This window comes from Micromonospora sp. C97 (assembly GCF_018070385.1).
Lineage (GTDB): Bacteria > Actinomycetota > Actinomycetes > Mycobacteriales > Micromonosporaceae > Micromonospora > Micromonospora parva.
In genome coordinates this window covers 1-23,988 of sequence record NZ_JAGPXU010000005.1, presented here as the reverse complement: position 1 = coordinate 23,988, position 23,988 = coordinate 1, and the positions used below count along the sequence as shown (strand labels likewise).

Sequence of the window (23,988 nt, the reverse complement as noted above, 5' to 3'; positions counted from 1 at the left end):
CTCTGTAGATCGGTCGGATGACAAACATGCATTGGACTCATCAATGAGCGCGCGACGAGACTTTCTGACATGACACGTTCCGGAGCGCAGAGACCCGTCGGCGGAGCCGGCTTCTCCAGCAACCTGCCGCGTACCGCACTGACCGCGCTCGCTCCGCTGGCCTGGGGCACCACCTACGTCGTCACCACCGAGCTTCTTCCGCCCGGCCACCCGTTGTTCGCCGGACTCCTGCGCGCGTTGCCCGCCGGACTGGTGGCGCTGGCGTTCACCCGTACGCTGCCGAGCGGCGCGTGGTGGGGGAAAGCGGCGACGCTCGGCATACTGAACATCGGGCTCTTCTTCCCGCTGCTCTTCGTCGCGGCCGAGCGGCTGCCGGGAGGCGTCGCGGCGACCCTGGGGGCGGTGCAGCCGCTCGTCGTCGCCGTCCTGGCCGCGACGCTCCTGCGGGAGGGGTTCTCCGCCTGGCGCGCCGTCTGGGGCGTCACCGGGGTGCTGGGCGTCGGCCTGGTGGTGATCGGACCGAATGCCACGTTCGACGCCGTGGGGATCGTGGCCGGCCTCCTCGGCGCGGCCACGATGGCGCTCGGGGTGACCCTCACCAAGCGTTGGCAACGTCCCGCCGGGGTGAGCCCGATGGCCTTCGCCGGTTGGCAGCTCAGCGCGGGCGGTCTCTTCCTGGTGCCCGTCACCTTCCTCGTCGAAGGACCACCACCAGCGATCGACCCGCCCGCTGTTCTCGGCTACCTCTGGCTGGGCCTGGTCGGCGGCCTGTGCGCGTATGTGCTGTGGTTCCGTGGCGTCATCGCGCTGCCGGTGACCTCCGTCGCCGTCCTCGGTCTGCTGTCGCCGCTGGTCGCCGCGCTGCTCGGTGCCGTCCTGCTCGATCAGACGCTCGGCCCGATCGAGCTTCTCGGCTTCGGGCTCGCACTGGCCGCAATCGTCGCGGGGCAGCTACCCGCGCCGACCCGCCCGCGCCACCCGGGCGCCCAACTCGTACCGGAAGGGGCAACTCAATGAAGATCGCCGTGGTCGGAGCCGCCGGAATGGTCGGTTCGCGCGTCGTCGACGAGGCCGCACGCAGGGGACACGACCCGATCGCCATCGTCCGAAGGCGGAGGCCGGCGGCACTGCCGCGCGGCGTGACCGCCGTCGCCGGCGACACTGACGATCCCGGGCGGCTCAGCCGCCTCTTCGACGGCACGGACGCGATAGTGGCGGCGATCCGTCCCGCCCCCGGGTACGAACACACCGTCGCCGCGACCACCACGACGCTGCTCGACGCGGCCGAGGCGGCCCGGACGCGCATCGTCGTCGTCGGCGGTGCCGCCCCGCTGCGGACCCCCGGGCATCCCGACCGCCTCGTCCTCGACAGCCCGGAGTACGTGCCGCGGGCCTGGCGAAGCATCGCCGCCGCCAGCATCGCGCAACTCGACGCCTGCCGGGCGCACCGGGCCGACTGGGTCTACCTGAGCCCGCCCGCCATCCTCGAACCCGGAACCCGCACCGGTACGTACCGACGGGGCACCGCGACGCTCATCACCGGTGCCGACGGCGCGTCCCGAATCTCGGCGGAGGACCTTGCCGTCGCCGTCCTCGACGAACTCGAGAGCCCGGGCGGGGACAAACACTTCACCGTGGGATGAGTTCCCCGTACGGGCGCGGACCGGCCGCCATGGCGATCATCCCCATCTATCGCTACGATCCGACATCGACATGTCACCGAGCGTTGATGTGTGTGCTGTCGTGAGGTTCTGGACGCTGGCAGTCCGGCGCCGCCACCACACGGCGCCGGCCTGAGGATCACGCCGCCTCGACGAAGGGAATCCGGATGACGGAGAGCGCGCCGACCACCGAGAGCCGAACCGTTCCACCCGCGCGGGCGTACCCGTTCAGCGTTCCTGACCGCCTCGTCGTCGACCCGACCTACGGCCAGCTGCGCGAGAGCGAGCCGATGACCCGGGTGCAGCTCCCCTACGGTGAGGAGGCGTGGCTCGCCACCCGGTACGAGGACGTCCGTACGGTCCTCGGCGACGTCCGGTTCGGCCGCGCCCCGGCCGTCCAGCGCGACGAGCCCAGGCTCACCCCGCGCCAGCAGTACAGCGGCATGCTGACCATGGACCCACCCGATCACACTCGGCTGCGCCGGTTGGTGGCGAAGGCGTTCACGGCCCGCCGGGTGGAGGCGTTGCGCCCCCGCACCCAGGAGATCGCCGACACGCTGGTCGACGACATGGTCCGCCTCGGTCCTCCGGCCGACCTGGTGGAGCACGTCGCCACACCGTTGCCGATCCAGGTGATCTGCGAGCTGCTCGGCGTCCCGTACGCCGACCGCGACCGCTTCCACACCTGGTCCGAGGCGATCGTCTCGACCACCTCGCTGCCCATGGAGACGATCCAGGAGTACCTGAACAATCTCTGGGGCTACATCGGTGATCTGGTCGCCGAGCGCCGCCGCGAGCCGGGGATCGACGACCTGCTCGGCGCGTTGGTGCGCGCCCGCGACGAGAACGAGGATCGGCTCAGCGAGACCGAGCTGGTGGAGCTGGCCGGAGGGCTGCTCGCGGCCGGCCACGAAACCACAGTGACCCAGATCCCCAACTTCGTGTACGTCCTGCTGCACAATCCGGACCAGCTCGCTCGGCTACGGGCCGACCCGTCGCTGGTGCCGGCCGCGGTCGAGGAGTTGTTGCGGTACGTGCCGCTGGGCGTCGGTTCCTCCTTCGCCCGGTACGCCAAGGAGGACGTCGAGGTCGGCGGGGTGCTGGTCCGGGCCGGTGAGCCGGTCCTCGGCTCACTGTCGTCGGCGAACCGGGACGCTACCGTCTTCGCCGACCCGGACCGGCTGGACCTCGGCCGCGAGCAGAACCCGCACCTGGGCTTCGGGCACGGCGTTCACCACTGCGTCGGCGCGCAGCTGGCCCGCATGGAGTTGCAGGTCGCCGTCGCCACACTCGTGACCCGCCTGCCCGGATTGCGGCTCGCCGTACCCGAGGAGGAGTTGCAGTGGAAGCGGGGCATGTTGGTCCGGGGCCTGCTCGGCATGCCGGTGGCCTGGTGAGTGCCGCCTGGCGGATCGGGGTGGACTCGCGCCGCTGCATCGGCACGAGCATCTGCGCCGGTACCGCACCCGAGCACTTCCGCCTGGTCGGCGGCCAGTCCGCGCCGCTTGCCGACGTCGTCGCCCCGGCCGAGGTCATCCTCGACGCCGCTGACTCCTGCCCGGTGGAGGCGATCACGGTCCGCGACGCCACCGACGACACGCTGATCGCACCGCAGGAGTGACCCGACGTCGAGCCCGGCCGTCCGCACTATGAGCGGAGCAGCTGTGGAGGCCGGCAGACCAGCGACGAGGCGGTCATGGCGGTGCACCGGATCGGCGGAAGCTCAGGTCGAGGTGATCTGGAGTCGGCAGGGGACCATGGGGGCGAGCCCAAGGTCGCCGAGTATGGCCGCGCCTCGCCGGGCATGGCCGCCACCGGCGAACACCAGGGTCCGTGCGGACTGGTATCGGCAGCCGGCGGCGTCGAACGTACCTGCCGCAGCGAGCAGCGCCTGTTGATCGCCGTCGAGCAGCGCTTCCGCTCGTTGCACCATGGCCTCCGCGACGATGTTGCCGGCCACGACGGTCCTGGCCTCGGCCAGATGGTCACGAGCGCCCGGGCCCCCGGCGAGCACCGCGGCCTCGGCGCGCAGCGCGACATACCAGTGCAACCAGATCCAGGTGACTGACTTCCACACGTCGCCCGGTTCGGGAGCCATCCGTTCCAGCGCCTCTGGCGCCTGCCCCCGGTGCAGCAGCAGCATCGCGTCGAAGACCGGTCCGTAGCCATAGGTCTGTTCGTGTGAGACGCCGAGCTGTTTCAGGACCGCGGTCCAGACGCTCTGGGCCTCCCGATCGTCACGGAGACCATGGATCATCGCAACGCCGGCTGCCGCGGGACCGAGGACTGACCTGGCGGGGCTGCCGGCCCGCTGCCACGCGTCGAGGAACCGCACACTGCCGGCCAGTACGTCGTCGGTGTTACCCGCGAGCGCGTCGGCCACCAGCAGCCAACTGGTGGCACGATGACCAACCTCCACGAGCAGCGGGTGGTCGGCGATCTGCCGTGCCAATCGGCGGGCGGCTGGCAGATCGCCCGCGCCAAGGCTGGCCTCGGTGGCGTTGCCGAGGGCGTCGAGCAGTTCATGGGTGTTGGCCGGGGCAGCTGGTAGGGACGAGAGCAGCGCGACCCGGCGTCGCGCCGTGGCTGCGCTGGTGAACGTCTCGCCGGCCCAGCACTGGGCACCGGTGAGCGCATCGAGCGCCGCGGCCTCGGCGAGCGGGTCGCGCGTTCGGTGTGCGAGTGTGACGGCCCGCTCGGCGCGCGCGATCGTCTCGGGTACCGCGTTGTCGGGTGGGCCCTGGGCTGCGCCGAACGCGTCGCTGAGCACCCCAGCCTCGGCCAGCGCCACCGCGGCCTGGGCGGCCGGGTCGTCGCCGGCCAGCTCTCGTGCCTCGCGGATGAGCGCGATCGACTCCTCCGGCGGCGGAAGTAGTTCGAACCTGCTCCAGAACCGGTAGGTGTTGGTGGCAGCGGTCGCCAGGTCGGAGGCGGCACCGGCGGCATCTCCCGCTCGGCGGGCGGCCTGCGCGGCCGCCTGCCAAAGACGGTGCATGTCGTCACCGCGCATGCGGCATCCCGCCACGGCAGCGGCGTGCCGGAGCATCGATGCCTCGGCAGCGGGCTCGACAGCGAGCGCGGCCGCCTGCTCATACCGCAGCTGAGACTCGCCGACCAGGTTACGAATGAAGGCCATCTCCGCCAGCTGGCGGGCAAGGTGATAGGCGTCCATGCGTTGCTCCGGCCGGTCGACCGCCCACGACAGCGCGGCGCGAAGCTCGTCCGCCACCGGGTCGAACCGGGCACGCCAATCCGCCCGCACCACCGCAAGGTCAGCGGCAGTGGCCAGACACCAGCGAAGGTGCCGGTGACGGGACTCCACCAGCTCGCCGGCCTCGGCGAGCCGCTCCGTCCCGTACTGGCGGATGGGTTCCAGCGCCCGGTACTCGGTTCCACCAGGGAACGTCCTCACCACCAGCAGGCTCTGTTCAGCGAGCCGGGCCAGCCCGTCGGCGACGATGCCCTCCTCCGTCTCGGCCACCTCCGCCGCCGCCGAAGTGGTGAACGGCGCCACGAAGACCGACACCCGGCGCAGCAGCGCCCGGTCGGCAGGCTCCAGCAGGGCGTGGCTCCAGTCCAGTGTGGCGCGCACCGACCGGTGCCGGTCATCGGTACGGGCACCGCCGGTGAGCATTCGGAGCGGATGGGACAGGGCGGCGGTGATGCCATCCAGACCCAGCATCGGATAGCGTGCGGCAGCCAACTCGATCGCCAACGCCATTCCGTCGAGGCGCTCACAGATCGAGGCGACCTGGTCGCGCAGCGGAGGATCCAGCGGCCAGCCCACCGCTGCCGCCCGTTGCATGAACAACGCGACCGCGTCCGACTCGCCGTCGACACCCAGCGACAGCGGCGGCACCGGATACACCCGCTCGAACGGCACCATGAGCCGTGCCCGACTGGTAGCCAGCACCGTCACTGCCGGACACGCCGCCAAGAGCCGCTCGAGAAGGACCGCCACCCCGTCCAGTACGTGTTCGCAGTTGTCGAGCACCAGCAACGCCTGGCGGTCGGCCAACGCGGCGAGAACGGACTCGGTCATGTCCCGACCGGGCTGCTCGCCCAGACCGAGCGCCACGGCGACCGCAGCCGCGATCATGTCGGGGTCGGCGACCGGAACCAGATCGACGAACCACACACCGTCGGGGTAGTCACCACCTGCTTGCGAGGCCACCGCCAGCGCGAGGCGGGTCTTGCCCACTCCGCCCGGCCCGACCGCACTCACCTGACGGTGAGCCCGGATCAGCTCGCTCAGCTCAGCTCGCTCGCTCACCCGACCGACGAACGAGGTCAGCGGGGCCGGCAGAACCGGCGCCTGGGGCGCGGCACCACCGCCGGCCACCTCACGCGCCCGCTGGGCGAGCGCACGGCGATCCGGGACCTCCAGCTTGCGCAGCAGCGAGGAGACGTGTGTCTCCACGGTACGCACCGAGATGAAGAGTCGTGCGCCGATCTCCGCGTTGCTGAGATGGTCTCCGAGCAGGGCAAGCACCTCGGCTTCCCGAGGGGAGACGTCAACCACCACCCCATTCTGTCGTACGCCTCTCCGTGTGCCGGTTCCGTGGTCGACTCCGTGGTCGACTCCGTGGTCGCCACGGATCCGCGCCGGGCACGCCGGAGGACATGCTGTGGACACGCAACCGACCGGGCCGGCAGCGGCCCGCGACCTAGGGAGTGACCATGGCGAACTCGTCCACGCAGGGCATCCGGACCGTGCTGCACCCGGTGTCGGATCTGGCCAGCGCCACGGCGGTGTACGAGGCGCTGCTCGGCGTACCGCCGACGGACGAATCGGTCTACTACGTCGGCTTCAACGCGGCAGGCCAGCACATCGGCCTGGTGCCGGGCGGTGGACCGCAGGGCCTGACCGCGCCCCTGACCTACTGGCACGTCACGGACATCGAAGCGAAGCTGGCCGAGCTGAGCGCCGTCGGCGCCACGGTGACCGAAGCGGCACACGATGTCGGCGGCGGCCGCCTCGTGGCTACCGTCGCCGATCCCGACGGCAACCTGTTGGGACTGCTTCAGGACAGGTGAGCGGCAGGGCTCGTCCGAGCCGCCGCCGCGTTCAGCACCGCCAGATCCCCGACCCGCCTTCACTCCTTCGCGGTCCGGCAACCGAGAACCGCACAGCCCGAAAGGAACCACTCATGCTCACCATCGACTCCGTCACGCTCGAAGTGCCGGCCCCGGCGCCCGCCCAGGACTTCTACACCGCGGCCTTCGGCCTCGGTCCCCGTCTGCGCGTCGGCGCGTCGGACGCACCCACCACCGGTTTCCGTGGCTTCGCCGTCTCGCTCGTGGTGTCCCAGCCGGGCACCGTCAACAGCCTCTTCGGCGATGCCCTTGCCGGCGGAGCGACGACACTGAAGCCGGCCGCGAAGAGTTTCTGGGGCTACGGCGGGGTACTGCGTGACCCGTACGGCACGATCTGGAAGATCGCGACATCGGCGAAGAAGGACACCGGACCGGCCAACCGGCACATCGACGAGATGGTGCTCCTGCTGGGAGTGGACGACGTCGCCGCGACCAAACGGTTCTACGTCGACCACGGTCTCACCGTGGCCAAGAGCTTCGGCCGCAAGTACGTCGAGTTCGCCACGTCGAACATCAAGCTGGCGCTGTACGGCCGTCGTGCCGCCGCCAAGGACGCGGGCGTCTCGCCCGACGGCACCGGATCACACCGGCTCGTCATCGGCAGCGGCGCCGGAACCTTCACCGACCCTGACGGTTTCGAGTGGAAGGCCGGCGAATGAAACCGCCGCCCACGTCGGCGTGCCGGGAATCGCCGACGCCGCGCTGCTCACGACGTGTGCCGGGGGCTGACGGTACGGGCCCCCGGGACGGTCGTCGTCAGGGGAAAGGCAGGTCGCTGGCTGTGCTCGGGGTCAGGACGTGTCGGGTCCGGTCCCCGGTCCAGGCCGCTTCGAGGATCGCGGTCAGGCTGGCGGTGTCGGTCGGGCCCGGATGGTTCTGGATCAACCGGGTGACGCCACTGGCCATCTCCGCGAAGCGCGGCAGGTCCGCGCGGGCCACGCCGATGTCGGCCAGGGTGCGGGGGATGCCGATGTCGGCAAGGAGCCCGTCGAGCCAGGTGAGGAACACCTCCGCGGCCTCGGCGTCGGAGGCGTCGGCGACGTCGAGCCCGCACACCCGGGCGAGGACGGCCAACCGGTCGGCGATGGCGTCCCTCGCCGCGTCCAGCGCGTAGGGCAGCAACAGCCCGACGCCCAGGCCGTGCGGCGTGTGCGTGGCCGCGCCGATGGGGTACTGGAGAGCGTGCGGGGCCGCGTTGCCCGCGTGGGAGAAGGCGATCCCGGCGAGCATGGACCCGTAGGACATGTCCGCGCGGGCGTCCGTGTCGCCTCCGTTGCTGACGGCACGACGCAGGCTACGGGCGATCCGTTCCGCGGCCAGTAGCGCGTAGTGGTCGGTGACCGGGTTGCGACCGAGGAAGACCTGCTCCACCGGGTCGCGCGGTCCGTGGGCGCGGGGCCGCGCGGTGTAGCTCTCCACCGCGTGGCAGAACGCGTCGATGCCCGAGTGGGCGGTGACGCTCGCCGGGCAGGAGTAGGTGAGTTCGGGGTCGACGATGGCGAAGTCGGGCACGATGTGGACGCTGGAGACGCCGACCTTCAGTTCGCGGTCCGGGTCGGTCAACACCGAGACGGGGGTGAGCTCCGAGCCGGTGCCCGACGTCGTCGGGACAGCCACGAGAGGGATCGTCGGCCCCGGCACCTTCGACTCGCCGTAGAAGTCGCGTGGTGTCCCACCGTGGCACCGGATGACGCCGACGATCTTGGCGAGGTCGATCACCGTGCCGCCCCCGATGGCGAGGATCACGTCGGCGTCCACCTTGGCGGCGGCCGAGACGGCCAGTGCGACATCGGTCAGCGGCACGTCGGGAGTCGCGTCGGCGAACACCTCGACGGCCTCGACCTTCTCCCGCACGGCGGCCACGATCTCGGCCACCCCCGGCTGCCGGAGAAGAACCTGGTCGGTCACGACGAGGACTCGCGAGCCACTCTCGGCCACCACTCGTGGGATGTTCTGCGCGACCCCTTCGCCCACTATCAGTTGGCGTGGTCCGCGGACGGTCTCAAGCATGTCCGTGCCTCTCCGGAACGTCGGCGGCGATGTGCGGGGCGGGTGCCCGGGGTGGCAGGTCGGTCACGGCAGGTCGATCGCCGCGTAGGTGACGTCGAGATACTCGAGGATTCCCTCGTGTGATCCCTCCTTGCCGATCCCGGACTGCTTCACGCCACCGAACGGAGCTGACGGATCCGATATCAGGCCACGGTTGATGCCGAGCATCCCGGTGTCCAGCCCTTCGGCGAACCGCAGCGCCCGCTGAAGGTCACGGGTGAAGATGTACCCGACCAGGCCGTACTCGGTGTCGTTGGCCTTCGCCATCACCTCGTCGTCGGACGTGAACGAGATGATCGGCGCGACCGGGCCGAAAATCTCCTCCTGCAGCATCCGCGCATCGTCGGGCACGTCGGCGAGGACCGTGGGCGGGTAGAAGTGGCCCGGCCCATCCGGACGCTCACCGCCCACCAGGACCCGGGCGCCGCGGTCGACCGCGTCGGCGACGAGCTCGTCAATCTTGGCGACCGAGACCTCGTCGATCAACGCCCCGACGGTCACGCCGTCGTCGAGACCATGGCCCATCGACAGCGCGCCCATCCGCTCGGCGAAGCGCGCCGTGAACTCCTCGCGCACCGGCTCCTCGACGTAGATCCGGTTGGCCGCGATGCAGGACTCCCCGATGTTGCGCATCTTGGCCACCATGGCGCCGTCGAGCGCGACGTCCAGGTCCGCGTCGGCACACACGATCAGGGCCGCGTTGCCGCCCAGTTCCATTGAGGTACGCAGCACGTTGTCCGCTGCCTGTCGCAGCAGCACGCGCCCGACCTCGGTCGACCCGGTGAACGAGAGCTTGCGGGTCCGACCGTCGGCCAGCAGCGCGGAGACCACCGCGCCGGAACGCTTGGTGGTCACCACGTTGACCACCCCCGGGGGTACGCCGACCTCCTCCATGATGCGGGCCAGCAACAGCATGGTGAGTGGCGTCTGGGCCGCCGGCTTGGTGATCGTCGTGCAGCCCGCCGCCAGGGCGGGAGCGATCTTGCGGGCACCCATGGCCAACGGGAAGTTCCAGGGCGTCACGAAGACGCACGGCCCGACCGGCTTCGGCACGGTGAGGATGCGATATCCACCTGCGGGAGCGGTGTTGTACCGGCCCTCGACGCGCACCGCCTCCTCGGCGAACCAGCGGAAGAACTCGGCGCCGTAGGCCACCTCCGCCCGAGCCTCGGCGAGCGGCTTGCCCATCTCGAGCGTGATCAGCCGGGCGACCTCCTCGGATCGCCCGGTCAGCGCCCGGTACGTCGCTGTCAACAACTCTGACCGTTTCCGCGGTGGGGTCGCCGCCCACTCCGCCATCGCCGCGCTCGCCGCGTCCAGCGCGGCGAGTCCGTCACCGACGTCGGCGTCCGCCACCTCGGCGATGGTCTTGCCGGTTGCGGGGTCCTCGACGGCGAACGTGGCTCCGCTTGCGGCGTCGCGCCAGGCGTCGCCGATCCGGAGCCGCCGGTGCTCCGGGGCCAGGACGTTCATCGGATCACTCATTCCGTCGCCTCCTGTGATCTTCCTGGTGATGTCCGTCGTGGCTCAGCGACCGCGGCTGTGCGCACGGACCGACGCCACCGGTCGTCTTCTCGGGCCGCGCCCGGCCGGGCGTCGTCAGGCCGTACGCACTGCTGACGGTCCGCCGGCGCCCGGCTGCCACTCGTTGGCGCGTGGTGCCGTCGCCGCCGGGCGCGGTTACCGCCCCGCCTCGGACAACGACAGCCCGGAGCCCGCGTCGAACAGGTGCGCACGGTCCAGGTCGACGGTGACCGACAGTCGCTCGCCCGGCGTACCGCTGACGGTGGGTCGTGCCTTGACCTTGACGATCTCCGTCCCCACCCGGACGTCGACCACCGTTCGGTCACCGAGCGGCTCAAGCCCGTAGAGCTCGCCCGACAACGACGCGTCCCCACGCTGCTCGACGGAGAGGTCCTCCGCGCGCAGGCCCAACAGCAGCGCCTGACCGTCCTCAGCCGTGGCCCAGCGGGGTCGCGGCAGCGTCCAGCCGTCGGCGCCGACCAGACGATCTCCCTCGGCGCGGCAGGTGAGCAGGCTGATCGGCGGGCTCCCGACGAATCCGGCGACCCACTGGTTGGCGGGACGCTCGTACACCTCGGTCGGCGTTCCGACCTGTTGCACCTTGCCCTCCTTGAGGACCGCGACCTGGTCGGCCATGGACAGCGCCTCGACCTGGTCGTTGGTCACGTAGACGAAGGTGGCGCCGAGGCTGCGGTGGATGCGGGTGAGCTCGGTGCGCATCTCGACCCGGAGCTTGAGGTCGAGGTTCGTCAGCGGCTCGTCCATCAGGAACGCGCGCGGGCTACGGACCAGTGCCCGGGCCAGTGCGACACGCTGCATCTCACCGCCGGACAGTTGGGCGGGACGACGCTGCAGGAGGCGTTCGATGTGCAGCAGGCTCGACATCTTCTGCACGGCGGCGGCGATCTCGCTCGACGAGCAGCGGCGTGCCCGCAACGGCGAGGCGATGTTCTCGTACACCGTGTGTCGCGGGTAGAGGGCGTAGCTCTGGAAGACCATGGCCAGGTCGCGTGCGGCCGGGGCGTCGCCGGTCGCGTCCCTGCCGTCCAGACGTACCGTGCCCGCGTCGAGTTTCTCCAGGCCGGCGATCGCCCGCAGGGTCGTCGTCTTGCCTGCCCCGGAGGGCCCGAGTACGACGAAGAACGAGCCGTCCGGCACGTCCAGCGTCACCCCGTCCAGCGCCTGGACCTTGCCGAAGGACTTGCGCAGCCCTTGTGCTGCAACGGTTCCCATCAGGCCACCAGCTCTTCCGTGCTCACGTCGTAGACCGCCGGGGTTCCGCCGGTGTGCCGCAGCCCGACCTTCGCGTCAGCGGCGAAACGAACAGTTGGTGGCATCCGGACCCGGACGTCACGTTGGCCGCCGTGGTCGACCACGTAGATGATCTCGTCGCCCAGCCACTCCACCGAGACCACCCGGGCCGGGATCGAGCCTTCCGCCCCCGGTGCGGTGACCTCCAGCGCCTCCGGCCGGACGCCGGCGACCAAACGACGGTCGCGTGGCAGACTCGACGGTGGCGTCAGGACCAACCCGCCCTGAGCGTGCAGCCGCCCGTCGGCGATCTCCACCTCGATCAGGTTCATCGGCGGGGAGCCGATGAACGCGGCGCAGAAGAGACTCGCCGGACGGTCGTAGACCTCCAGGGGGGTGCCGATCTGCTCGACGCGGCCCTTGTTGAGGATGGCGATCCGGTGACCGAGCGACATCGCCTCGACCTGGTCGTGGGTGACGTAGACCATCGTCGCCCCCAGCTCTCCCTGCAGGTGCTTGATCTCCGTGCGCATGTCCGCCCGCAGCTCCGCGTCCAGGTTGGTGAGCGGCTCGTCCATCAGGAACGCGCGCGGTCGGCGTACCAGGGCGCGAGCCAGCGCCACACGCTGCTGCTCCCCGCCGGACAGCTGGCGCGGTCGTCGGTTCAGGAGCGGACCGAGCCGCATCAGCCGGGCGGCCTCCTCGACCCGCGCGTTCACCTCCTGCTTGGGCAGGCCCTCGGCCCGCAGTGGGAACGCCAGGTTGTCGCGGGTTCGCAGATGCGGGTAGAGAGCGTAGAACTGGAACACCATGGCGATGTCGCGCTCGGCCGGCCGCAGGTCGTTGACCAGCGTGTCGCCGATGCGGATGTCGCCCGCCGTCTGCCTCTCCAGGCCGGCGATGGCGCGCAGCGTGGTCGTCTTGCCGCAACCCGAAGGGCCGAGCATCACGAACAGCTCGCCGTGGCCGATGGACAGGTCGACGTGCTCGACCGCTACCGTTCCGTCGGGGTAGCGCTTGTGCAGCGCGGTCACCTCGATGCCCGCCATCAGCGTCGCACCGCCCCGAGCGTCACACCGGCGATGAGGTGCTTGCGCACCAGGTACGCGAAGACGAGCACCGGTAGGGCGAACACCACGGAGGCGGCGGCCACGAGACCCCAGTCCGTGGTGGTACCGCCGATCAGGCCGGCGATGGCCGGGGGAGCCGTCCGCACGCTGTCGCTGGAGGTGAGGAAGGTGGCGAACACGAACTCGTTCCACGAGAAGATGAGGGCGAAGACCGCCGTCGCGGCGATGCCGGGCACGAGCAGCGGCAGGGTGTACCGCCAGAACGCCTGCAGGCGCGTGTACCCGTCGAGCATGGCGGCGTCCTCGTACTCGGCGGGCACCTCGTCGACGAACCCCTTCATCATCCAGATCGTGAACGGGACGTTGAACGCGGTGTAGATGAGGATCAGGCCGAGCTTGTTGTCGTAGAGGCCGATCTGCCGGTACATCAGGAAGATCGGGATCACGACCACCACGGGCGGCATGAAGCGGGTGGACAGGATGAAGAACAGTTGGTCCTTCTTGGCCTTCACCGCGAAGCGCGAGTAGGCCCAGGCCGCCGGGACCCCCAGCACGGTGGCCAGCACCGTGGAAGCTCCGGCGACCACCACCGAGTTGAGGAAGTTGACGGACACCGGCGTGCGGCCGTCGCCCTGAGCGACGAACACATCCTTGTAATGCTGCAGAGTGACGGCGAAGTCGAAGAACTTGGCCGGGATGGCGTAGACGTCCCGGTTCTCCTTGATCGACGTCTCGAGCATCCACAGCACCGGAAAGAGCATCACCACGGCCAGGACGGTCAGCAGCGCGATCTCCACCACGGAGCGGCCCCGACCGCCGAGGCGGCGCGCGGGGGGCCCGTGGTCCGGGGCTGGACCGGTGGACACGGCCTCGTCAACGGAGACGGCCATCAGTCCTCCTTGAGCTTGTTCAGGTAGCGCAGGTAGAACTGCGTGAGGACGATGACGACGAGGACCATGAGGATCCCGTACGCCGAGGCGGTTCCGGAGTTGAAGCCCAGGAACGCGACTTTGTAGATGTGGAACGACAACGTCTCGGTGGAGACACCCGGACCTCCGCTGGTCAGGATGTAGACGAGGTCGAACAGCCGGAACGCCTCGATCGCCCGGAACATCACGGCGATGAGGAGCAGCGGCCACACCAGCGGAAGAGTGATCGTGCGAAACCGGAACCACTCGGAGGCCCGGTCGATCGAGGCGGCCTCGTAGAGGTACTTGGGCACCGCGGTGAGGCCCGCGAGCGCGATGAGCATGATGAACGGCGTCCACTGCCAGGTGTCGACGACGATCAGGGAGACCAGTGCCGTCCGCTGCCGGGTGAGCCACTCCACCTGCCCCAGGCCGACCGAGCCGAGCATGCTGTTGACCACGCCGAACTGCGCGTCGAGCATGAACCGCCAGAACAGCCCGACCACGACCGGCGACAGCATCATCGGAACCAGGAACAGGGTGGTCAGCGCTCCCCGCCCGCGCGTGCGCCGGGAGATCAGGTAGGCGATGCCGAAGCCGAGCACCGTCTGCAGGCCGACCGCGCCGACCACGTAGATCAGCGTGGTCAGGGCCCTCGTGTGGACCTGCGCCGACGTCAGGATGGCGGTGTAGTTGCCGAACCCGATGAAGTTGGCGGGCCCGCCGCGGGTGGCCGAGTAGTCGGTGAAGGACAGGTACAACGCCCACAGCAGCGGGAACACCGACATGCCGAGCAACAGCAGCATCGCGGGGGAGATGAACGTGACGGCGAGCCAGCGGTCGCTCAGCCGCCGGGACCGCCCCGGTGCAGGTGGCGTCACAGACACCACCTGCCCGGGGTGGTCGGTGGTCAGCGGTGCGGGGTCTTTCACAGTCCGCCGCCGCCCTTGCGGTTGCTGGAGTCGAGCACGTTCTGCTGCTCCTTGGCGATGTCGTCGAGCGCGTCCTTCGGCTTCTTCGCGCCGTTGAGCGCCGCGTTCACGTTGGTGTTCTCGATGTCGACGAGGCGCGCGTACTCGGGCACGTTCCACATGTCCCGCATCCGCGGCACCGAGTCGGCGTACACCTTGTTGAACGGCCCGGCGTTGAGGAACTCCGGCGACGCCAGGGCGTCCGTACGCGCTGGCACGCCACCGGCCGCGGCCCACTTCTTCTGGACGTCAGCCTGCTCGAACCACTTCATGAAGTTGAGGGCTTCCGCCTGGTTCGCCTTCGAGGAGTAGGCCGAGATGTGCATCCCCATACCGCCGAGCGGGACCAGGTTCGTCTTCTGGCTCGGCAGGGTGGCGAAGCCCAGCTTGTCGAGAATCTGCTCCCGGCTGGTGCCGAGCGTCGACTGCTTCGGGTCGAGCAGGCCGCCGCTCGCGGCGATCCAGTTGAACGCGATGCAGGCCTTGCCCTGAGCGACAGCCGCGTTCACCTCGTCGATGAACCAGTTGCCGGAGCCCTTCGCGGTCAGCGGCTTCATCTTGTTGACCAGGACGTCCATCGCCTCCTGGCCGGCGGCGTCGTTGAGGACACCGTCGATCTTGCGCGTCTTGGGGTCCCAGAGGTTGCCGCCGTAGACGCCGTTGACGGTGTTGTAGGTGACGGCCGCGGCGTCGGAGCCGTTGGCCTGGTGGAAGGCCAGCCCGCTGACACCGGGGTTGTCCGCCTGGCACTTCTCGGCGGCTGAGATCATCTCGTCCCAGGTCTGCGGTGGCTTGTCGCCGATCAGGTCCTTGCGGTAGATCATCGTCCAGGTGTCGCCGAGCAGCGGCAGCCCGTACAGGCTGGCGTTCTCGTCGCGTTTGCCGGTCTCCGCCTGGGGGAACTGACCGTACGCCGCCAGGAGGTAGGGGTTGTAGGCGTTGACGTCGATGTTCTCTTTGACGAAGTCGGTGAGGTCGAGGATGTTGCCGTTCGTCATGGCCTCGCCGATGTGTTGCGAGTCCAGGATCGCGATGTCGAAGTCGGTCTTGCGCGCGGCGAACTGGGTGAACATCGCGTCGTGCCAGTTGGCGTTCGGCACGGTGTTGACCTTGATGGTGGCGTTCGGCCGCTCTTTCTTGTACTCCGCGTTCGCGAAGGCTTCCAGTGCCTGGGCGGGGGGCCAGTCGAACCAGATGAAGCTGAGGGTCAGCGGGTCCTTGGTGAGCTCCGGGATGGCCGCCGGCGCCTTCGGGGCGCTCGCCTTCGCGCCGTCGTCCTTGCTGTCGCCGCCGCACGCCGCCACGGTCGTGGCCATCAGCAGCATGGCTGCCGTCGCCAGCTGCACCTTCCGGGCGGGAACGGACAATCGTCCTGTTCGCTTCTGATATCGCATCTTCGGGCCTGCTTTCTGGGGTGGGGACTTCTAAGGCCTCGCTATGTGCTTCGCCGTGCAGTTGCGGGGTTGCTCAGGCGTGTCGCCGCCGGGCTGTCGCGGGGTGCCGACCCGCGGGCTGGCGTCACAGGTGCGATGGCGGGCGGTTCCGCGATGGCGCAGAATGAAGATCATCCAGCGCTTTTCCTATACGATCCGGTGTGGGGCGTCAGCATGTCGCAGCGTTGTGACTGATGTCAACAGGTTCCCGAAGGCGCAAGAAAGGACCTCACGTCACGATGGACGACGAAGCGATGATCGCGCGGGGCCGTAGGGCCGTCGCGGGCGGAACGCCGCCGGGAAGATCCGGCGGCCGGCTTGCCGACGAGGTGTACGACACGCTGCTCGGACAGCTGATGTCGCTACGGATCGAGGCCGGCTCCCGCGTCACGATCGACGTCCTGGCGCGAGAGCTGGGGGTCTCGCAGACGCCGATCCGGGACGCACTGAACCGCATGGAGGCCGAGGGCCTGGTCGTGCGGGTGCCCCATGCCGGCTACCGCATCCCTCCGCACATCACCCGCCAGCGATTCGAGGACATGCTCGAGGTCCGCCTGCTCCTCGAACCGGCGGCGGCGCGCAGATCCGCCGAACGCGCGACCTCGGAGCAGGTGGCCGGTCTGCGACGAATGCTGGAGGAGATGGCGGAGCTGGAAGGGGGCAACGGGCCCACGGCGTACGGCGCCTTCGGGCTACGCGACGCCGCCTTCCACGATCTCGTCGCCCTGAGCGCGGAGAACCAGGTCATCCGCGAAGCGCTCGCTCGCCTGCACAGCCACGTGCACCTCTTCCGGCTCCACCACGACACCCAGGTCACGCACCTGGCGATGGCCGAGCACGAGGACGTGGTGGCCGCGATCGCCGCGCGTGACCCGGACGCCGCCGCGTACGCGATGCGTCGGCACATCCTGCGCTCCGGCGAGCGTTTCCGGCGACTGTTCGACGGCGTCAGGGACGCGGACGGGATGGCGGCAGACGCTTGACGGGCGGGCCGGGCCGGGGAATGCTAGCGCAATCGGATCGGATTGGATTCGATCGGATCCACCACCTCACCCGCCCCCAGACGCGAGGAGAAGCAGGTGCCCAGAGCGCTGCTGCTGACCGGCGACGCCGCCGAGGAACTCGACACCATGTATCCCTACTACCGCGTGCAGGAGGGCGGCTGGGACGTGGACGTCTCGTCACGGACGATGCGTGACGTGCAACTGGTCATCCACGAGTTCGACCCCAACTCCGACGCCTACGTGGAGAAGAACGGCCGGAAGCTGCCGGTCGACGTGCCCTGGGCCGACGTGGACGTCGAGCGCTACGACGCCCTCATCATCCCCGGCGGCCGCGCCCCCGAATGGATCCGGGTCGACGCCGACGTCAGGCGCATCACCGAGCACTTCTTCGCCCGCAACCTCCCCATCGCGCTGGTGTGCCACGGCGCGCAGGTGCCAGCGGTGTACGGGCTGCTGAAGGGCCGCAAGACGGCCTGCTTCCCGCCCATCACCGGTGACATGGAGAACGCCGGCGCGACCGTCATCGACGCTCCCGACGTCGTGGACGGCAACCTCGTCTCCTGCCGGGGCTGGCCCGACATGCCCCAGTTCGGCCGGGCGATGATGGAGGTCTTCTCGAAGTCCGTCAACCCCGCATCCGCATGAGCACAGCTGGCCTGTGCCCGTGACGGCACTTCGGACCGTCACGGTCGACGGCTCCCCGGTCCACGTCCTGGAAAGCGGCACCGGACCCGCGGTGCTGATGCTGCACGGCTCCGGACCCGGCACGACCGGGTCCGGCGCCTGGGCAGCGACGGCGCAGGCGCTCGGCACGTCCTGGCACGTCGTGGCTCCTGACCAGGCGGGGTTCGGCCGTACGCCCGTCCCGGCGGGCTCCACGGGCGGGCTTCGGCTGTGGACGGAGCAGGCCGCGGGCCTGATGGACGCTCTCGGTATCGAGCACTACGCCGTGGTGGGTCACTCCATGGGCGGTGCCGTGGCGCTGGCGTTGGCGGCCGCACGCCCCCGACAGGTCACCCGGGTCGTGGCGGTCGCGACGATGGGCGCCCCCGGCGCGCCCCTGTCCGCCGGGCTCGACGCGATCTGGGCCGCCCCCGCCGGCAAGCTCGGGGCACGAGACATGCTGAGTCGCCTCGTGCTCGACCAGGCGCTCGTGACCGAATCGGCAGTCGACGCCCGGGCGGCCGCGATGCGAGCGGGGGAGGCGGCCTTCGCGTCGTTGTTTCCTCCACCCCGGGCACGATGGGTCGACGACCTCACCCTCTCGGCGCGAACGCTGGCAGCGATCAGCGCGCCCGTGCTGCTCGTGCACGGCGCCGAGGACCGCATCACTCCGCTCGAAACGGCAACCCGGCCCCTGCTCGAACACCTGACCGACGTCCGTCTGCACGTGTTCGGCCGATGCGGGCACGTGCCGGCGATCGAACACCCGCAGGAGTTCAGGCAACTGTTGTCGTGCTTCCTCAGTCAGCGCTCTCGGCAGGGTGCTGACGAGGGAGCGCACCTATACGGCCAAGGAGATGAGCGACCGTCTGTCCCAAGTCCGTAAGCCGGTAGTTCGTCGGCAACCGTGGTTCAGGCTCGCCCATCGTCTGTTGCGCGTCCCGCAACTCATCTCTCTCCTCGCCGGACAGGTGTTGTTGACTACGTGGGACCGCTTCGATGAAGGTCAACTTTGCCAACTTCTGGACGAGGATCGGCGCAACATGGGCGATGCCTCTGTCTCGCTTGGCGATATCTTCTACGCGGAACTGCTCAGGTGCCTTGTTTATCACTGACAAGCATCGCGCGTCGACCCCTTCAAAATCCTCCAAGAGTGCAATCAGCATGCGCATCTCGTCAGCTCTGGACTTGTCTTTTGCGCCCACGACAAAGGCCCGAGCGAGCACCCTGATCTTCCACTCGTCGGCTGTGGTGGTTGAGGCCCCGACGGCCTCGCCCAGCAACTGCCGGGTCTTACGATCGGATTGCTCTCCCGCAGCGAGGTCATCGACAGTTGATCCGCTCTCCGACTCAACGGCCTCGCTAAAGCGCTGTGCACCTTCCGCAGCCCAGAGACGGTAAACCAACGACACCGACTCCTCCACGACGGAGCCCGCAAGTGCGCTGGCGGGAACGGCTGCGACGCCGAGTTCTGGTCTGTTGAGCACCGCCGCTGCCACCGTCAGGAGAGCTGCAACCGCAGGTGCCACTGTGTTTCCGGCGGCACGTTGGACGATAGCGACTGCTCGATCTTGTGCTTCTCCCATGCCGTCCATTCTGCTCTGCCTGCGCCAGCCGATTCGCCCTGCGCTCACGTTGTGGAAGGCCGCCTTTGGGCAGGGAGACGCCAATTCCGCCTTTCGCTCAGGCTCGGCTGGTGACCAAGGGGTCGTGGACCCGGCCGAGGAACAGCGGTACGCCGGTGAGGCGGTCGTGGATGACGTACAGGAATGGTCGGTCCACAAAGAACTGCGGCCCTTGCGGAATCGACGGCGGCCGGACGACGACGGCCGTCGCGGCCGCGGCTTCGGTGCCCTTCTCGTCCACCGCGATGAACGTCTCGTGCACCACGTCGTCGATGCACAGGGACGGGTCAGTGCTCATGCCGGTGAAGTCGGCCTGTGCGGTGAATGCCGTGGGCATGCCGAGGCTGCCCAGCGCGGCTCCCAGCTCGGCTGGCAGACGGAACCTCCATCGGGGCAGGCGTAGTTGGACGTCGGTGACCTGGAACCCGGTCAGCAACGCGCCCAGCCAGGTGGCGTCGAGGTTCGCCTCGACCGCGGCGAGGTCGCCCCGGGTCGGCATGACGATGGCCATGGCAAGCCCGTCGCCCGCGTACGGCACGTCGACCGCGCGCCAACCGTCGCCCTCGAGGTAGCCCATCCGGTCGAACGGCCCGCGCATGATGGAGACGTCGACGACGCTGCCGTCATCCCGGGTGAACGGCCCCAGCGCCGTGGCGGTGGGGGTGAACGGGTACTTCCACGCCGCCATGAGGTAGATCGCGTTGGTGAGGATCAGGCGGGTGTCGGGGCTGACGCCGTCGGGCTGCAACAGCTCCGGAATCTTCGCGTTGGTCCGATCGGACACCCAGGTGTTGATCTCCTGGCGGGCTCCCTCCGGGTTGCCGCCGAAGTCGACCGGATGCGGCGCGGCGCCGTAGTAGCCGGCCAGAGTGTCCCGGAACCCGGGCCGCAGGCACAGGTCGCGTCGTGTCCACAACGCGTTGGCAGTGGTCAGCCGAGGCTGCTTGGTTCCGTCCCCGTTCTGGTAGCGCTCGGCGAGCGTCTGATCGACGGTGTTGAGCCCGCTGTCGAGCGCGCTGGGACGCGGGTGCGGCGCGTGGAGCACGGCGTCCATCTCGTCGGCCGTCGTCGAGCGGGCGCCCGCCCGGGTCATCGCGAGCGCGAGCCCGACCGAGTACGGTGCGCACACCACATTTCCGCCTGCCTCAGTCGAGGCCAGTGTGCGGTAGAGGTCGGCCGTGAAGCCACGAACCGCGGTGGCGGCGGCCTGCATCATGGCCGGGTCCGGTGGTACGCGGGCCGCATCCGTCGAGGTCGACGACGAGCCGAGCCAACGGGAGTGACCTGGGGCGGCGGTGAGGGCGGCGGCGGCAAGCGGCACCGCCCGCAGAACAGATCGACGCGAGACCATGTGTCGACGGTAGAGCAGTCCTACGGAAACCCACCAGACACAGAGCCGAATTAATCGAAGTTCGGCAATGTCTATCGTGAGTGCGCCGGTTGTGGTGCCCGGGGGCGTGGTGGTGAATCGGAGCCCGCCGGACGCTAACCGTCTTCGTCGTGGCGGGGCAGCAGGCCGAACTCCGGCAGCGATCGAAGCAATGCCGGCAGGGCGTCGAACACGAGCGGAAGCTCGGCCATCTGGCTGAGCGTGGCCCAGGCGATGTCGTCATGCTCCTCGGGTGCCCGGTTGGTGGGGGAGCCGACCCAGTCAGCGATGTGCCAGACGCCCACGTTGACGGCGTCCTCGCCGCTGCCGGCACGCAGGTCGCCCAACCGTGACGAGGACCGCGCCACGATGTGCACCCCGAGCTCCTCGTGCATCTCACGCGCGAGGGCCTGGAGCTCCGACTCGCCGGCGTCGACGTGCCCTCCGGGCAGGTCCCACAGATCCGGGTACGCCCGGCGGGCCGGGCTGCGATGGACCAGCAGGACCGCGCCGTTGGTGACGAGCGCGCCGCAGACGACGACATGCATGACGGGATTAGAGCACGGGGATGGGACAAGCCCGTCCCGGCTCGACACCGTGGGCGGCTGGCCGCAGATGACGTCGCCTCACCCGGGAGTCGCCGTGGTGGGCATGGCACCCTCGGCGAGCTTGAGTCGCGTCCAGACGTTCATGTTGATGACAACGCCCACGATCTCCAGGATCTCGTCCTCGGTGAAGTGCGCAGCCATCCTGTCGTGCGCCTCCTGGAGCCGGGTGTTGACGGTGGCGTCGGCGGCCCGGGTCAACGCCTCGGCGTAGGCCAGCGCGGCCTGCTCCTCTTCGGTGAACAGGTGCGTCTCCCACCACGCGGTGAGGGTTTCGACCTTGGCGGACGGGATGTCGGCGGTACGGGCGGCGGCGTGGTGCACCAGCAGGCAGTAGCTGCAATTGTTGAGCTGCGCGACGCGTAACCGCAGAAGCTGGGCCAGGGCCCGGTCCACCCGCAGGGTGGCGGTGTGGCCGAACGCTGCGGCCCCGGCATTCGCCAGCGCCGTGAGGTGTTGGTTTGTGGCGTTCAGCCGTACGTTTTGAAAACCGGTATCCACGCGGTGACCTCCTCCACGTCCCAACGACAACACCAGTGCCGGGGATGTCCATAGCGGTACGAACCGCCTGCTCCGGGTCGTACCTCTGCTTCTGGGGTTTGCGGAGCGGCCTCGGTCAAGGCCGTGATGTCGTAGGCGCCGTAGTGGCGGCGGCCGTTGATGAAGAACGTCGGGGTGCCGGACACGCCGCTGCTGTCGGCGGAGTCGATGTCACTGTCGATCCGCCCGGCGTGGGCCTGGCTGGTCGGATTCGCAGGAATGCCCGCAGCGGTGACCTCAGGTGCCGCTTCCGGAGCGTTCGGCTGGTGCTGGTCTCGGTCACCCGTCACCTTTCGACGTGCTGACCGAGCCAGCACGGATAGCTGGAGCCCTCCCCGGCGACATCCACGAGAGGGCTCGCCCGCGGCCGTAGCCGTCGCCGGGAGTGTGCTCAGCGCGGTCCGACGAACTCGGTCCGCACGCTCCACGCGAACTGGATCAGCAGGGTCACCGGGGACCTCTCGGCGATCTCGTGCATCACCGCCAGGTCGTCGGGGTCAGGGTCCTCGCTGAGCGTGATGGTGCGCTGCAGGTAGCGCTCCGCGCCTTCCTGCTCGGGTTCGTGGTAGTTGATCTCGACGGTGATATCGCCGGCGGTGTCGTACTTGTAGTCGACGTACTGCCGCAGCGTCTGGGCGGTGCACGAGGCGAGCGCCATCAACAGGTACTCGGTCGGGGTGGGGCCGTCACCGATCGCGCCGTTGTGCGGTTCGTCGGCGACGAGGGTGAAGCCGCGGGTGGTCATGTCCGTGCGTCGGCGCTCGGTGGCCGGAAGGACAACGCGGGCCGATGCGACGACATGATCATGGGTGGTTTCCATCAGCCGTGCCTTCCTCTACATCCGGTGGTGAAGGTCCAGGGATACCGAGCTGGCAGCAGCCGCGCCGCAGTCTGAGCGGGGCCGTGGCCAGGCGTGTCAGCCCGGGCCGGTACGTCCGGAGGTTAGCCTTCGCGGACTAGATAGTCCAATCGGCTACTCAGCTCAGAGTCGCCCTCGGCGGCTGAATCTCGACAGCAGGGCAGCCTAAGCTCGGGCGATGAGTGGCGTGCGCCGTCACGTCCCGGACCGCCTCGATCGATGTCACGGCTTCAATTGGACCGAAAGGTCCCTTTGATGTGGCGGCTACAACTGGATGCCCGCCGGGCGGGAGTCAGCGTCGATCGACGGCGGAATCAACACTGCCGGCGGTGGTTGCGCAAGCTGCGGCACCTCGCTCTCACGATGACGCCCTCATCGGCCTCCGGCTGCTCGCACCCACCGCGAGCAGCCTCATCACCACCAATGGGGCCAATTAACGGGTCGGTTCACCGGACGGCTGCACGAGGAACGATTTGATGTGGTCCAGCGCCATGTCCAGTGCGACTTCCATCGGGGCGACGTCGTGCGCGGCGTTCGCCAGCAGGTAGCCGCCTTGTAGTGCGCCCATCAACCCCGTGGCCAATTTCTCCGGGTTGGCGTCCGGGCGCAGGAGACCACTGTCCCGCATCCGGTGCAGACCATCACTGATCAACTTTTCCCATGCCGCGAACGTCTCCGACAGCGACGATCGAGCCTGCTCATCTTGATCGGACAGCTCAAGGGCCATCGACCCGAGGCCGCACCCGTATTTGCCGTTGTTGAGTGAGTTGGCCTGGACCAGCGCGTTGCGCCACCGGACCAGCCCGGAGAACGATCTCAGTCGTTCGAGCCCCCCGCGCTCGCGCTGAAGCACGAGCGCGCCTCGATACTTGACCAAGGCGCGCACGAGTTCCTGCTTGTCGGCGAAGTGGTGGTAGAGCTGGGACTTGCTCGTCTGGCTTGCCTCGCGGATGTCGTCGAGGGTCGTCGCGTTCACTCCGCGCACGAGCATCAGCCGGTTCGCTGCGTCGAGGATCCGCTCGCGGGTCGCGATGCCCCGTTGACTGATCCTCCGCCTATTCGTCGGCGCAGCCACCTGCTCGTCGCTCATCTGTCAAGTGTATCCAGCGCGCCAGATAATCTCGTGCGAATGGGACCGTTGAGTCCATCTCGTGTCACGTCCCATTCACCCAATGCGTCGCCCCAATGACCGTGTTTCCGCACCGCCAGACATCTTTAGCGGCAGCTGTTATGGACCATCTGGTCCTATTGGAAATGGGGTTTCCGGTGTTGTGCCGCGACGTCTCGGGTGCCGCACTCCGGCGAGAGCCGGGGTGAGACACCTGGATGGGTACGGACCGGCGCGCGGACCCTGAGGTC

The 23,988-nt window shown here is 69.1% G+C and carries 24 protein-coding genes; 9 read left to right on the top strand and 15 right to left on the bottom strand.

The genetic code is table 11. From position 1 onward, the window contains the following. Positions 1-69 precede the first annotated feature (69 nt). The 4 genes from KBX26_RS09790 to KBX26_RS09775 all read left to right on the top strand — a co-directional run bounded on the left by KBX26_RS09790 (position 70) and on the right by KBX26_RS09775 (position 3,282). Entirely contained in the window at positions 70-1,017 is a 948-nt protein-coding gene (locus KBX26_RS09790; RefSeq protein WP_210865237.1) for an EamA family transporter, read from the top strand. Continuing rightward, entirely contained in the window at positions 1,014-1,643 is a 630-nt protein-coding gene (locus tag KBX26_RS09785) for an NAD(P)-dependent oxidoreductase (protein WP_210865236.1), read from the top strand. The genes KBX26_RS09790 and KBX26_RS09785 overlap by 4 nt, the downstream gene beginning before the upstream one ends. A gap of 185 nt (positions 1,644-1,828) precedes the next feature. Further along, positions 1,829-3,058, top strand: coding sequence for a cytochrome P450 (locus tag KBX26_RS09780; RefSeq protein ID WP_210865235.1), 1,230 nt, complete (start codon positions 1,829-1,831; stop codon positions 3,056-3,058). After that, the gene (locus tag KBX26_RS09775; RefSeq protein ID WP_030328420.1) at positions 3,055-3,282 is read left to right on the top strand and encodes a ferredoxin; all 228 of its coding nucleotides are present in this window, start codon (positions 3,055-3,057) and stop codon (positions 3,280-3,282) included. The genes KBX26_RS09780 and KBX26_RS09775 overlap by 4 nt, the downstream gene beginning before the upstream one ends. Before the next feature lie 102 nt (positions 3,283-3,384). Here KBX26_RS09775 and KBX26_RS09770 read toward each other — a convergent pair whose 3' ends face one another. Beyond that, a complete protein-coding gene (locus tag KBX26_RS09770) occupies positions 3,385-6,183 on the bottom strand; it encodes a LuxR C-terminal-related transcriptional regulator (protein ID WP_307857780.1) in 2,799 nt (932 codons plus the stop codon). Positions 6,184-6,341: 158 nt separating this feature from the next. On the opposite strand from KBX26_RS09770, the gene KBX26_RS09765 reads away from it, so the two are divergent. Together KBX26_RS09765 and KBX26_RS09760 are read left to right on the top strand one after the other, a co-directional pair. After that, a complete protein-coding gene (locus KBX26_RS09765; RefSeq protein WP_030328415.1) occupies positions 6,342-6,698 on the top strand; it encodes a VOC family protein in 357 nt (118 codons plus the stop codon). Between the two features lie 113 nt (positions 6,699-6,811). Further along, positions 6,812-7,417, top strand: a complete 606-nt coding sequence (locus KBX26_RS09760; RefSeq protein WP_210865233.1) for a glyoxalase — start codon at positions 6,812-6,814, stop codon at positions 7,415-7,417. A 97-nt stretch (positions 7,418-7,514) separates the two neighbouring features. Here KBX26_RS09760 and KBX26_RS09755 read toward each other — a convergent pair whose 3' ends face one another. From KBX26_RS09755 to KBX26_RS09725, 7 genes are all read right to left on the bottom strand, one after another. Then, positions 7,515-8,768, bottom strand: coding sequence for an iron-containing alcohol dehydrogenase (locus tag KBX26_RS09755; RefSeq protein ID WP_030328410.1), 1,254 nt, complete (start codon positions 8,766-8,768; stop codon positions 7,515-7,517). 63 nt (positions 8,769-8,831) lie between these two features. Beyond that, positions 8,832-10,292 carry an NAD-dependent succinate-semialdehyde dehydrogenase gene (locus KBX26_RS09750; protein ID WP_030328408.1) on the bottom strand — a complete coding sequence of 487 codons (1,461 nt, stop codon included), beginning with the start codon at positions 10,290-10,292 and terminating at the stop codon, positions 8,832-8,834. A 195-nt stretch (positions 10,293-10,487) separates the two neighbouring features. After that, complete coding sequence (locus tag KBX26_RS09745; protein WP_210865232.1) at positions 10,488-11,564, bottom strand: ABC transporter ATP-binding protein; 1,077 nt, start codon at positions 11,562-11,564, stop codon at positions 10,488-10,490. Then, on the bottom strand, positions 11,564-12,631 hold the full coding sequence (locus KBX26_RS09740; protein WP_210865231.1) for an ABC transporter ATP-binding protein: 1,068 nt from the start codon (positions 12,629-12,631) through the stop codon (positions 11,564-11,566). The genes KBX26_RS09745 and KBX26_RS09740 overlap by 1 nt, the downstream gene beginning before the upstream one ends. After that, positions 12,631-13,542 (bottom strand): carbohydrate ABC transporter permease, encoded by a 912-nt coding sequence (locus tag KBX26_RS09735; RefSeq protein WP_030328402.1) that lies wholly within the window; start codon positions 13,540-13,542, stop codon positions 12,631-12,633. The genes KBX26_RS09740 and KBX26_RS09735 overlap by 1 nt, the downstream gene beginning before the upstream one ends. Next, entirely contained in the window at positions 13,542-14,441 is a 900-nt protein-coding gene (locus tag KBX26_RS09730; RefSeq protein WP_036410793.1) for a carbohydrate ABC transporter permease, read from the bottom strand. The genes KBX26_RS09735 and KBX26_RS09730 overlap by 1 nt, the downstream gene beginning before the upstream one ends. Before the next feature lie 47 nt (positions 14,442-14,488). Further along, a complete protein-coding gene (locus KBX26_RS09725; RefSeq protein ID WP_247680432.1) occupies positions 14,489-15,847 on the bottom strand; it encodes an extracellular solute-binding protein in 1,359 nt (452 codons plus the stop codon). Positions 15,848-16,203: 356 nt separating this feature from the next. Between KBX26_RS09725 and KBX26_RS09720 the strand changes: the two genes are divergently transcribed. From KBX26_RS09720 to KBX26_RS09710, 3 genes are all read left to right on the top strand, one after another. Beyond that, complete coding sequence (locus KBX26_RS09720; RefSeq protein ID WP_247680431.1) at positions 16,204-16,947, top strand: GntR family transcriptional regulator; 744 nt, start codon at positions 16,204-16,206, stop codon at positions 16,945-16,947. Positions 16,948-17,043: 96 nt separating this feature from the next. Continuing rightward, positions 17,044-17,613 (top strand): DJ-1/PfpI family protein, encoded by a 570-nt coding sequence (locus KBX26_RS09715; RefSeq protein WP_210857678.1) that lies wholly within the window; start codon positions 17,044-17,046, stop codon positions 17,611-17,613. A gap of 19 nt (positions 17,614-17,632) precedes the next feature. Beyond that, positions 17,633-18,517 (top strand): alpha/beta hydrolase, encoded by an 885-nt coding sequence (locus KBX26_RS09710; protein ID WP_307857779.1) that lies wholly within the window; start codon positions 17,633-17,635, stop codon positions 18,515-18,517. Here KBX26_RS09710 and KBX26_RS09705 read toward each other — a convergent pair. The 7 genes from KBX26_RS09705 to KBX26_RS09675 all read right to left on the bottom strand — a co-directional run bounded on the left by KBX26_RS09705 (position 18,432) and on the right by KBX26_RS09675 (position 23,719). Then, positions 18,432-19,226 (bottom strand): hypothetical protein, encoded by a 795-nt coding sequence (locus tag KBX26_RS09705; protein WP_210865228.1) that lies wholly within the window; start codon positions 19,224-19,226, stop codon positions 18,432-18,434. The genes KBX26_RS09710 and KBX26_RS09705 overlap by 86 nt on opposite strands. An 88-nt stretch (positions 19,227-19,314) precedes the next feature. Then, positions 19,315-20,607 carry a serpin family protein gene (locus KBX26_RS09700; RefSeq protein WP_210865227.1) on the bottom strand — a complete coding sequence of 431 codons (1,293 nt, stop codon included), beginning with the start codon at positions 20,605-20,607 and terminating at the stop codon, positions 19,315-19,317. A gap of 134 nt (positions 20,608-20,741) precedes the next feature. After that, positions 20,742-21,173 carry an NUDIX domain-containing protein gene (locus KBX26_RS09695; RefSeq protein WP_210857675.1) on the bottom strand — a complete coding sequence of 144 codons (432 nt, stop codon included), beginning with the start codon at positions 21,171-21,173 and terminating at the stop codon, positions 20,742-20,744. A gap of 78 nt (positions 21,174-21,251) precedes the next feature. Next, positions 21,252-21,626, bottom strand: coding sequence for a carboxymuconolactone decarboxylase family protein (locus tag KBX26_RS09690; protein ID WP_210865226.1), 375 nt, complete (start codon positions 21,624-21,626; stop codon positions 21,252-21,254). A 74-nt stretch (positions 21,627-21,700) separates the two neighbouring features. Continuing rightward, positions 21,701-22,060: a hypothetical protein gene (locus tag KBX26_RS09685; RefSeq protein WP_210865374.1), complete on the bottom strand. Its 360-nt coding sequence runs from the start codon at positions 22,058-22,060 to the stop codon at positions 21,701-21,703. 101 nt (positions 22,061-22,161) lie between these two features. Further along, a complete protein-coding gene (locus KBX26_RS09680; RefSeq protein WP_081883679.1) occupies positions 22,162-22,590 on the bottom strand; it encodes an OsmC family protein in 429 nt (142 codons plus the stop codon). 472 nt (positions 22,591-23,062) lie between these two features. Beyond that, positions 23,063-23,719, bottom strand: coding sequence for a TetR/AcrR family transcriptional regulator (locus KBX26_RS09675; RefSeq protein WP_210865225.1), 657 nt, complete (start codon positions 23,717-23,719; stop codon positions 23,063-23,065). Positions 23,720-23,988 lie beyond the last annotated feature (269 nt).

Excerpts from the sequence above, each read along its gene's own strand:
- KBX26_RS09750 (WP_030328408.1), bottom strand. The coding sequence starts at position 10,292 with ATGAGTGATCCGATGAACGTCCTGGCCCCGGAGCACCGGCGGCTCCGG.
- KBX26_RS09705 (WP_210865228.1), bottom strand. The coding sequence starts at position 19,226 with ATGGACGGCATGGGAGAAGCACAAGATCGAGCAGTCGCTATCGTCCAA.
- KBX26_RS09740 (WP_210865231.1), bottom strand. The coding sequence starts at position 12,631 with ATGGCGGGCATCGAGGTGACCGCGCTGCACAAGCGCTACCCCGACGGA.
- KBX26_RS09745 (WP_210865232.1), bottom strand. The coding sequence starts at position 11,564 with ATGGGAACCGTTGCAGCACAAGGGCTGCGCAAGTCCTTCGGCAAGGTC.
- KBX26_RS09675 (WP_210865225.1), bottom strand. The coding sequence starts at position 23,719 with ATGAGCGACGAGCAGGTGGCTGCGCCGACGAATAGGCGGAGGATCAGT.
- KBX26_RS09720 (WP_247680431.1), top strand. The coding sequence starts at position 16,204 with ATGGACGACGAAGCGATGATCGCGCGGGGCCGTAGGGCCGTCGCGGGC.
- KBX26_RS09780 (WP_210865235.1), top strand. The coding sequence starts at position 1,829 with ATGACGGAGAGCGCGCCGACCACCGAGAGCCGAACCGTTCCACCCGCG.
- KBX26_RS09735 (WP_030328402.1), bottom strand. The coding sequence starts at position 13,542 with ATGGCCGTCTCCGTTGACGAGGCCGTGTCCACCGGTCCAGCCCCGGAC.
- KBX26_RS09760 (WP_210865233.1), top strand. The coding sequence starts at position 6,812 with ATGCTCACCATCGACTCCGTCACGCTCGAAGTGCCGGCCCCGGCGCCC.
- KBX26_RS09695 (WP_210857675.1), bottom strand. The coding sequence starts at position 21,173 with ATGCATGTCGTCGTCTGCGGCGCGCTCGTCACCAACGGCGCGGTCCTG.
- KBX26_RS09755 (WP_030328410.1), bottom strand. The coding sequence starts at position 8,768 with ATGCTTGAGACCGTCCGCGGACCACGCCAACTGATAGTGGGCGAAGGG.
- KBX26_RS09700 (WP_210865227.1), bottom strand. The coding sequence starts at position 20,607 with ATGGTCTCGCGTCGATCTGTTCTGCGGGCGGTGCCGCTTGCCGCCGCC.
- KBX26_RS09680 (WP_081883679.1), bottom strand. The coding sequence starts at position 22,590 with ATGGAAACCACCCATGATCATGTCGTCGCATCGGCCCGCGTTGTCCTT.
- KBX26_RS09790 (WP_210865237.1), top strand. The coding sequence starts at position 70 with ATGACACGTTCCGGAGCGCAGAGACCCGTCGGCGGAGCCGGCTTCTCC.
- KBX26_RS09725 (WP_247680432.1), bottom strand. The coding sequence starts at position 15,847 with ATGGCCACGACCGTGGCGGCGTGCGGCGGCGACAGCAAGGACGACGGC.
- KBX26_RS09765 (WP_030328415.1), top strand. The coding sequence starts at position 6,342 with ATGGCGAACTCGTCCACGCAGGGCATCCGGACCGTGCTGCACCCGGTG.
- KBX26_RS09785 (WP_210865236.1), top strand. The coding sequence starts at position 1,014 with ATGAAGATCGCCGTGGTCGGAGCCGCCGGAATGGTCGGTTCGCGCGTC.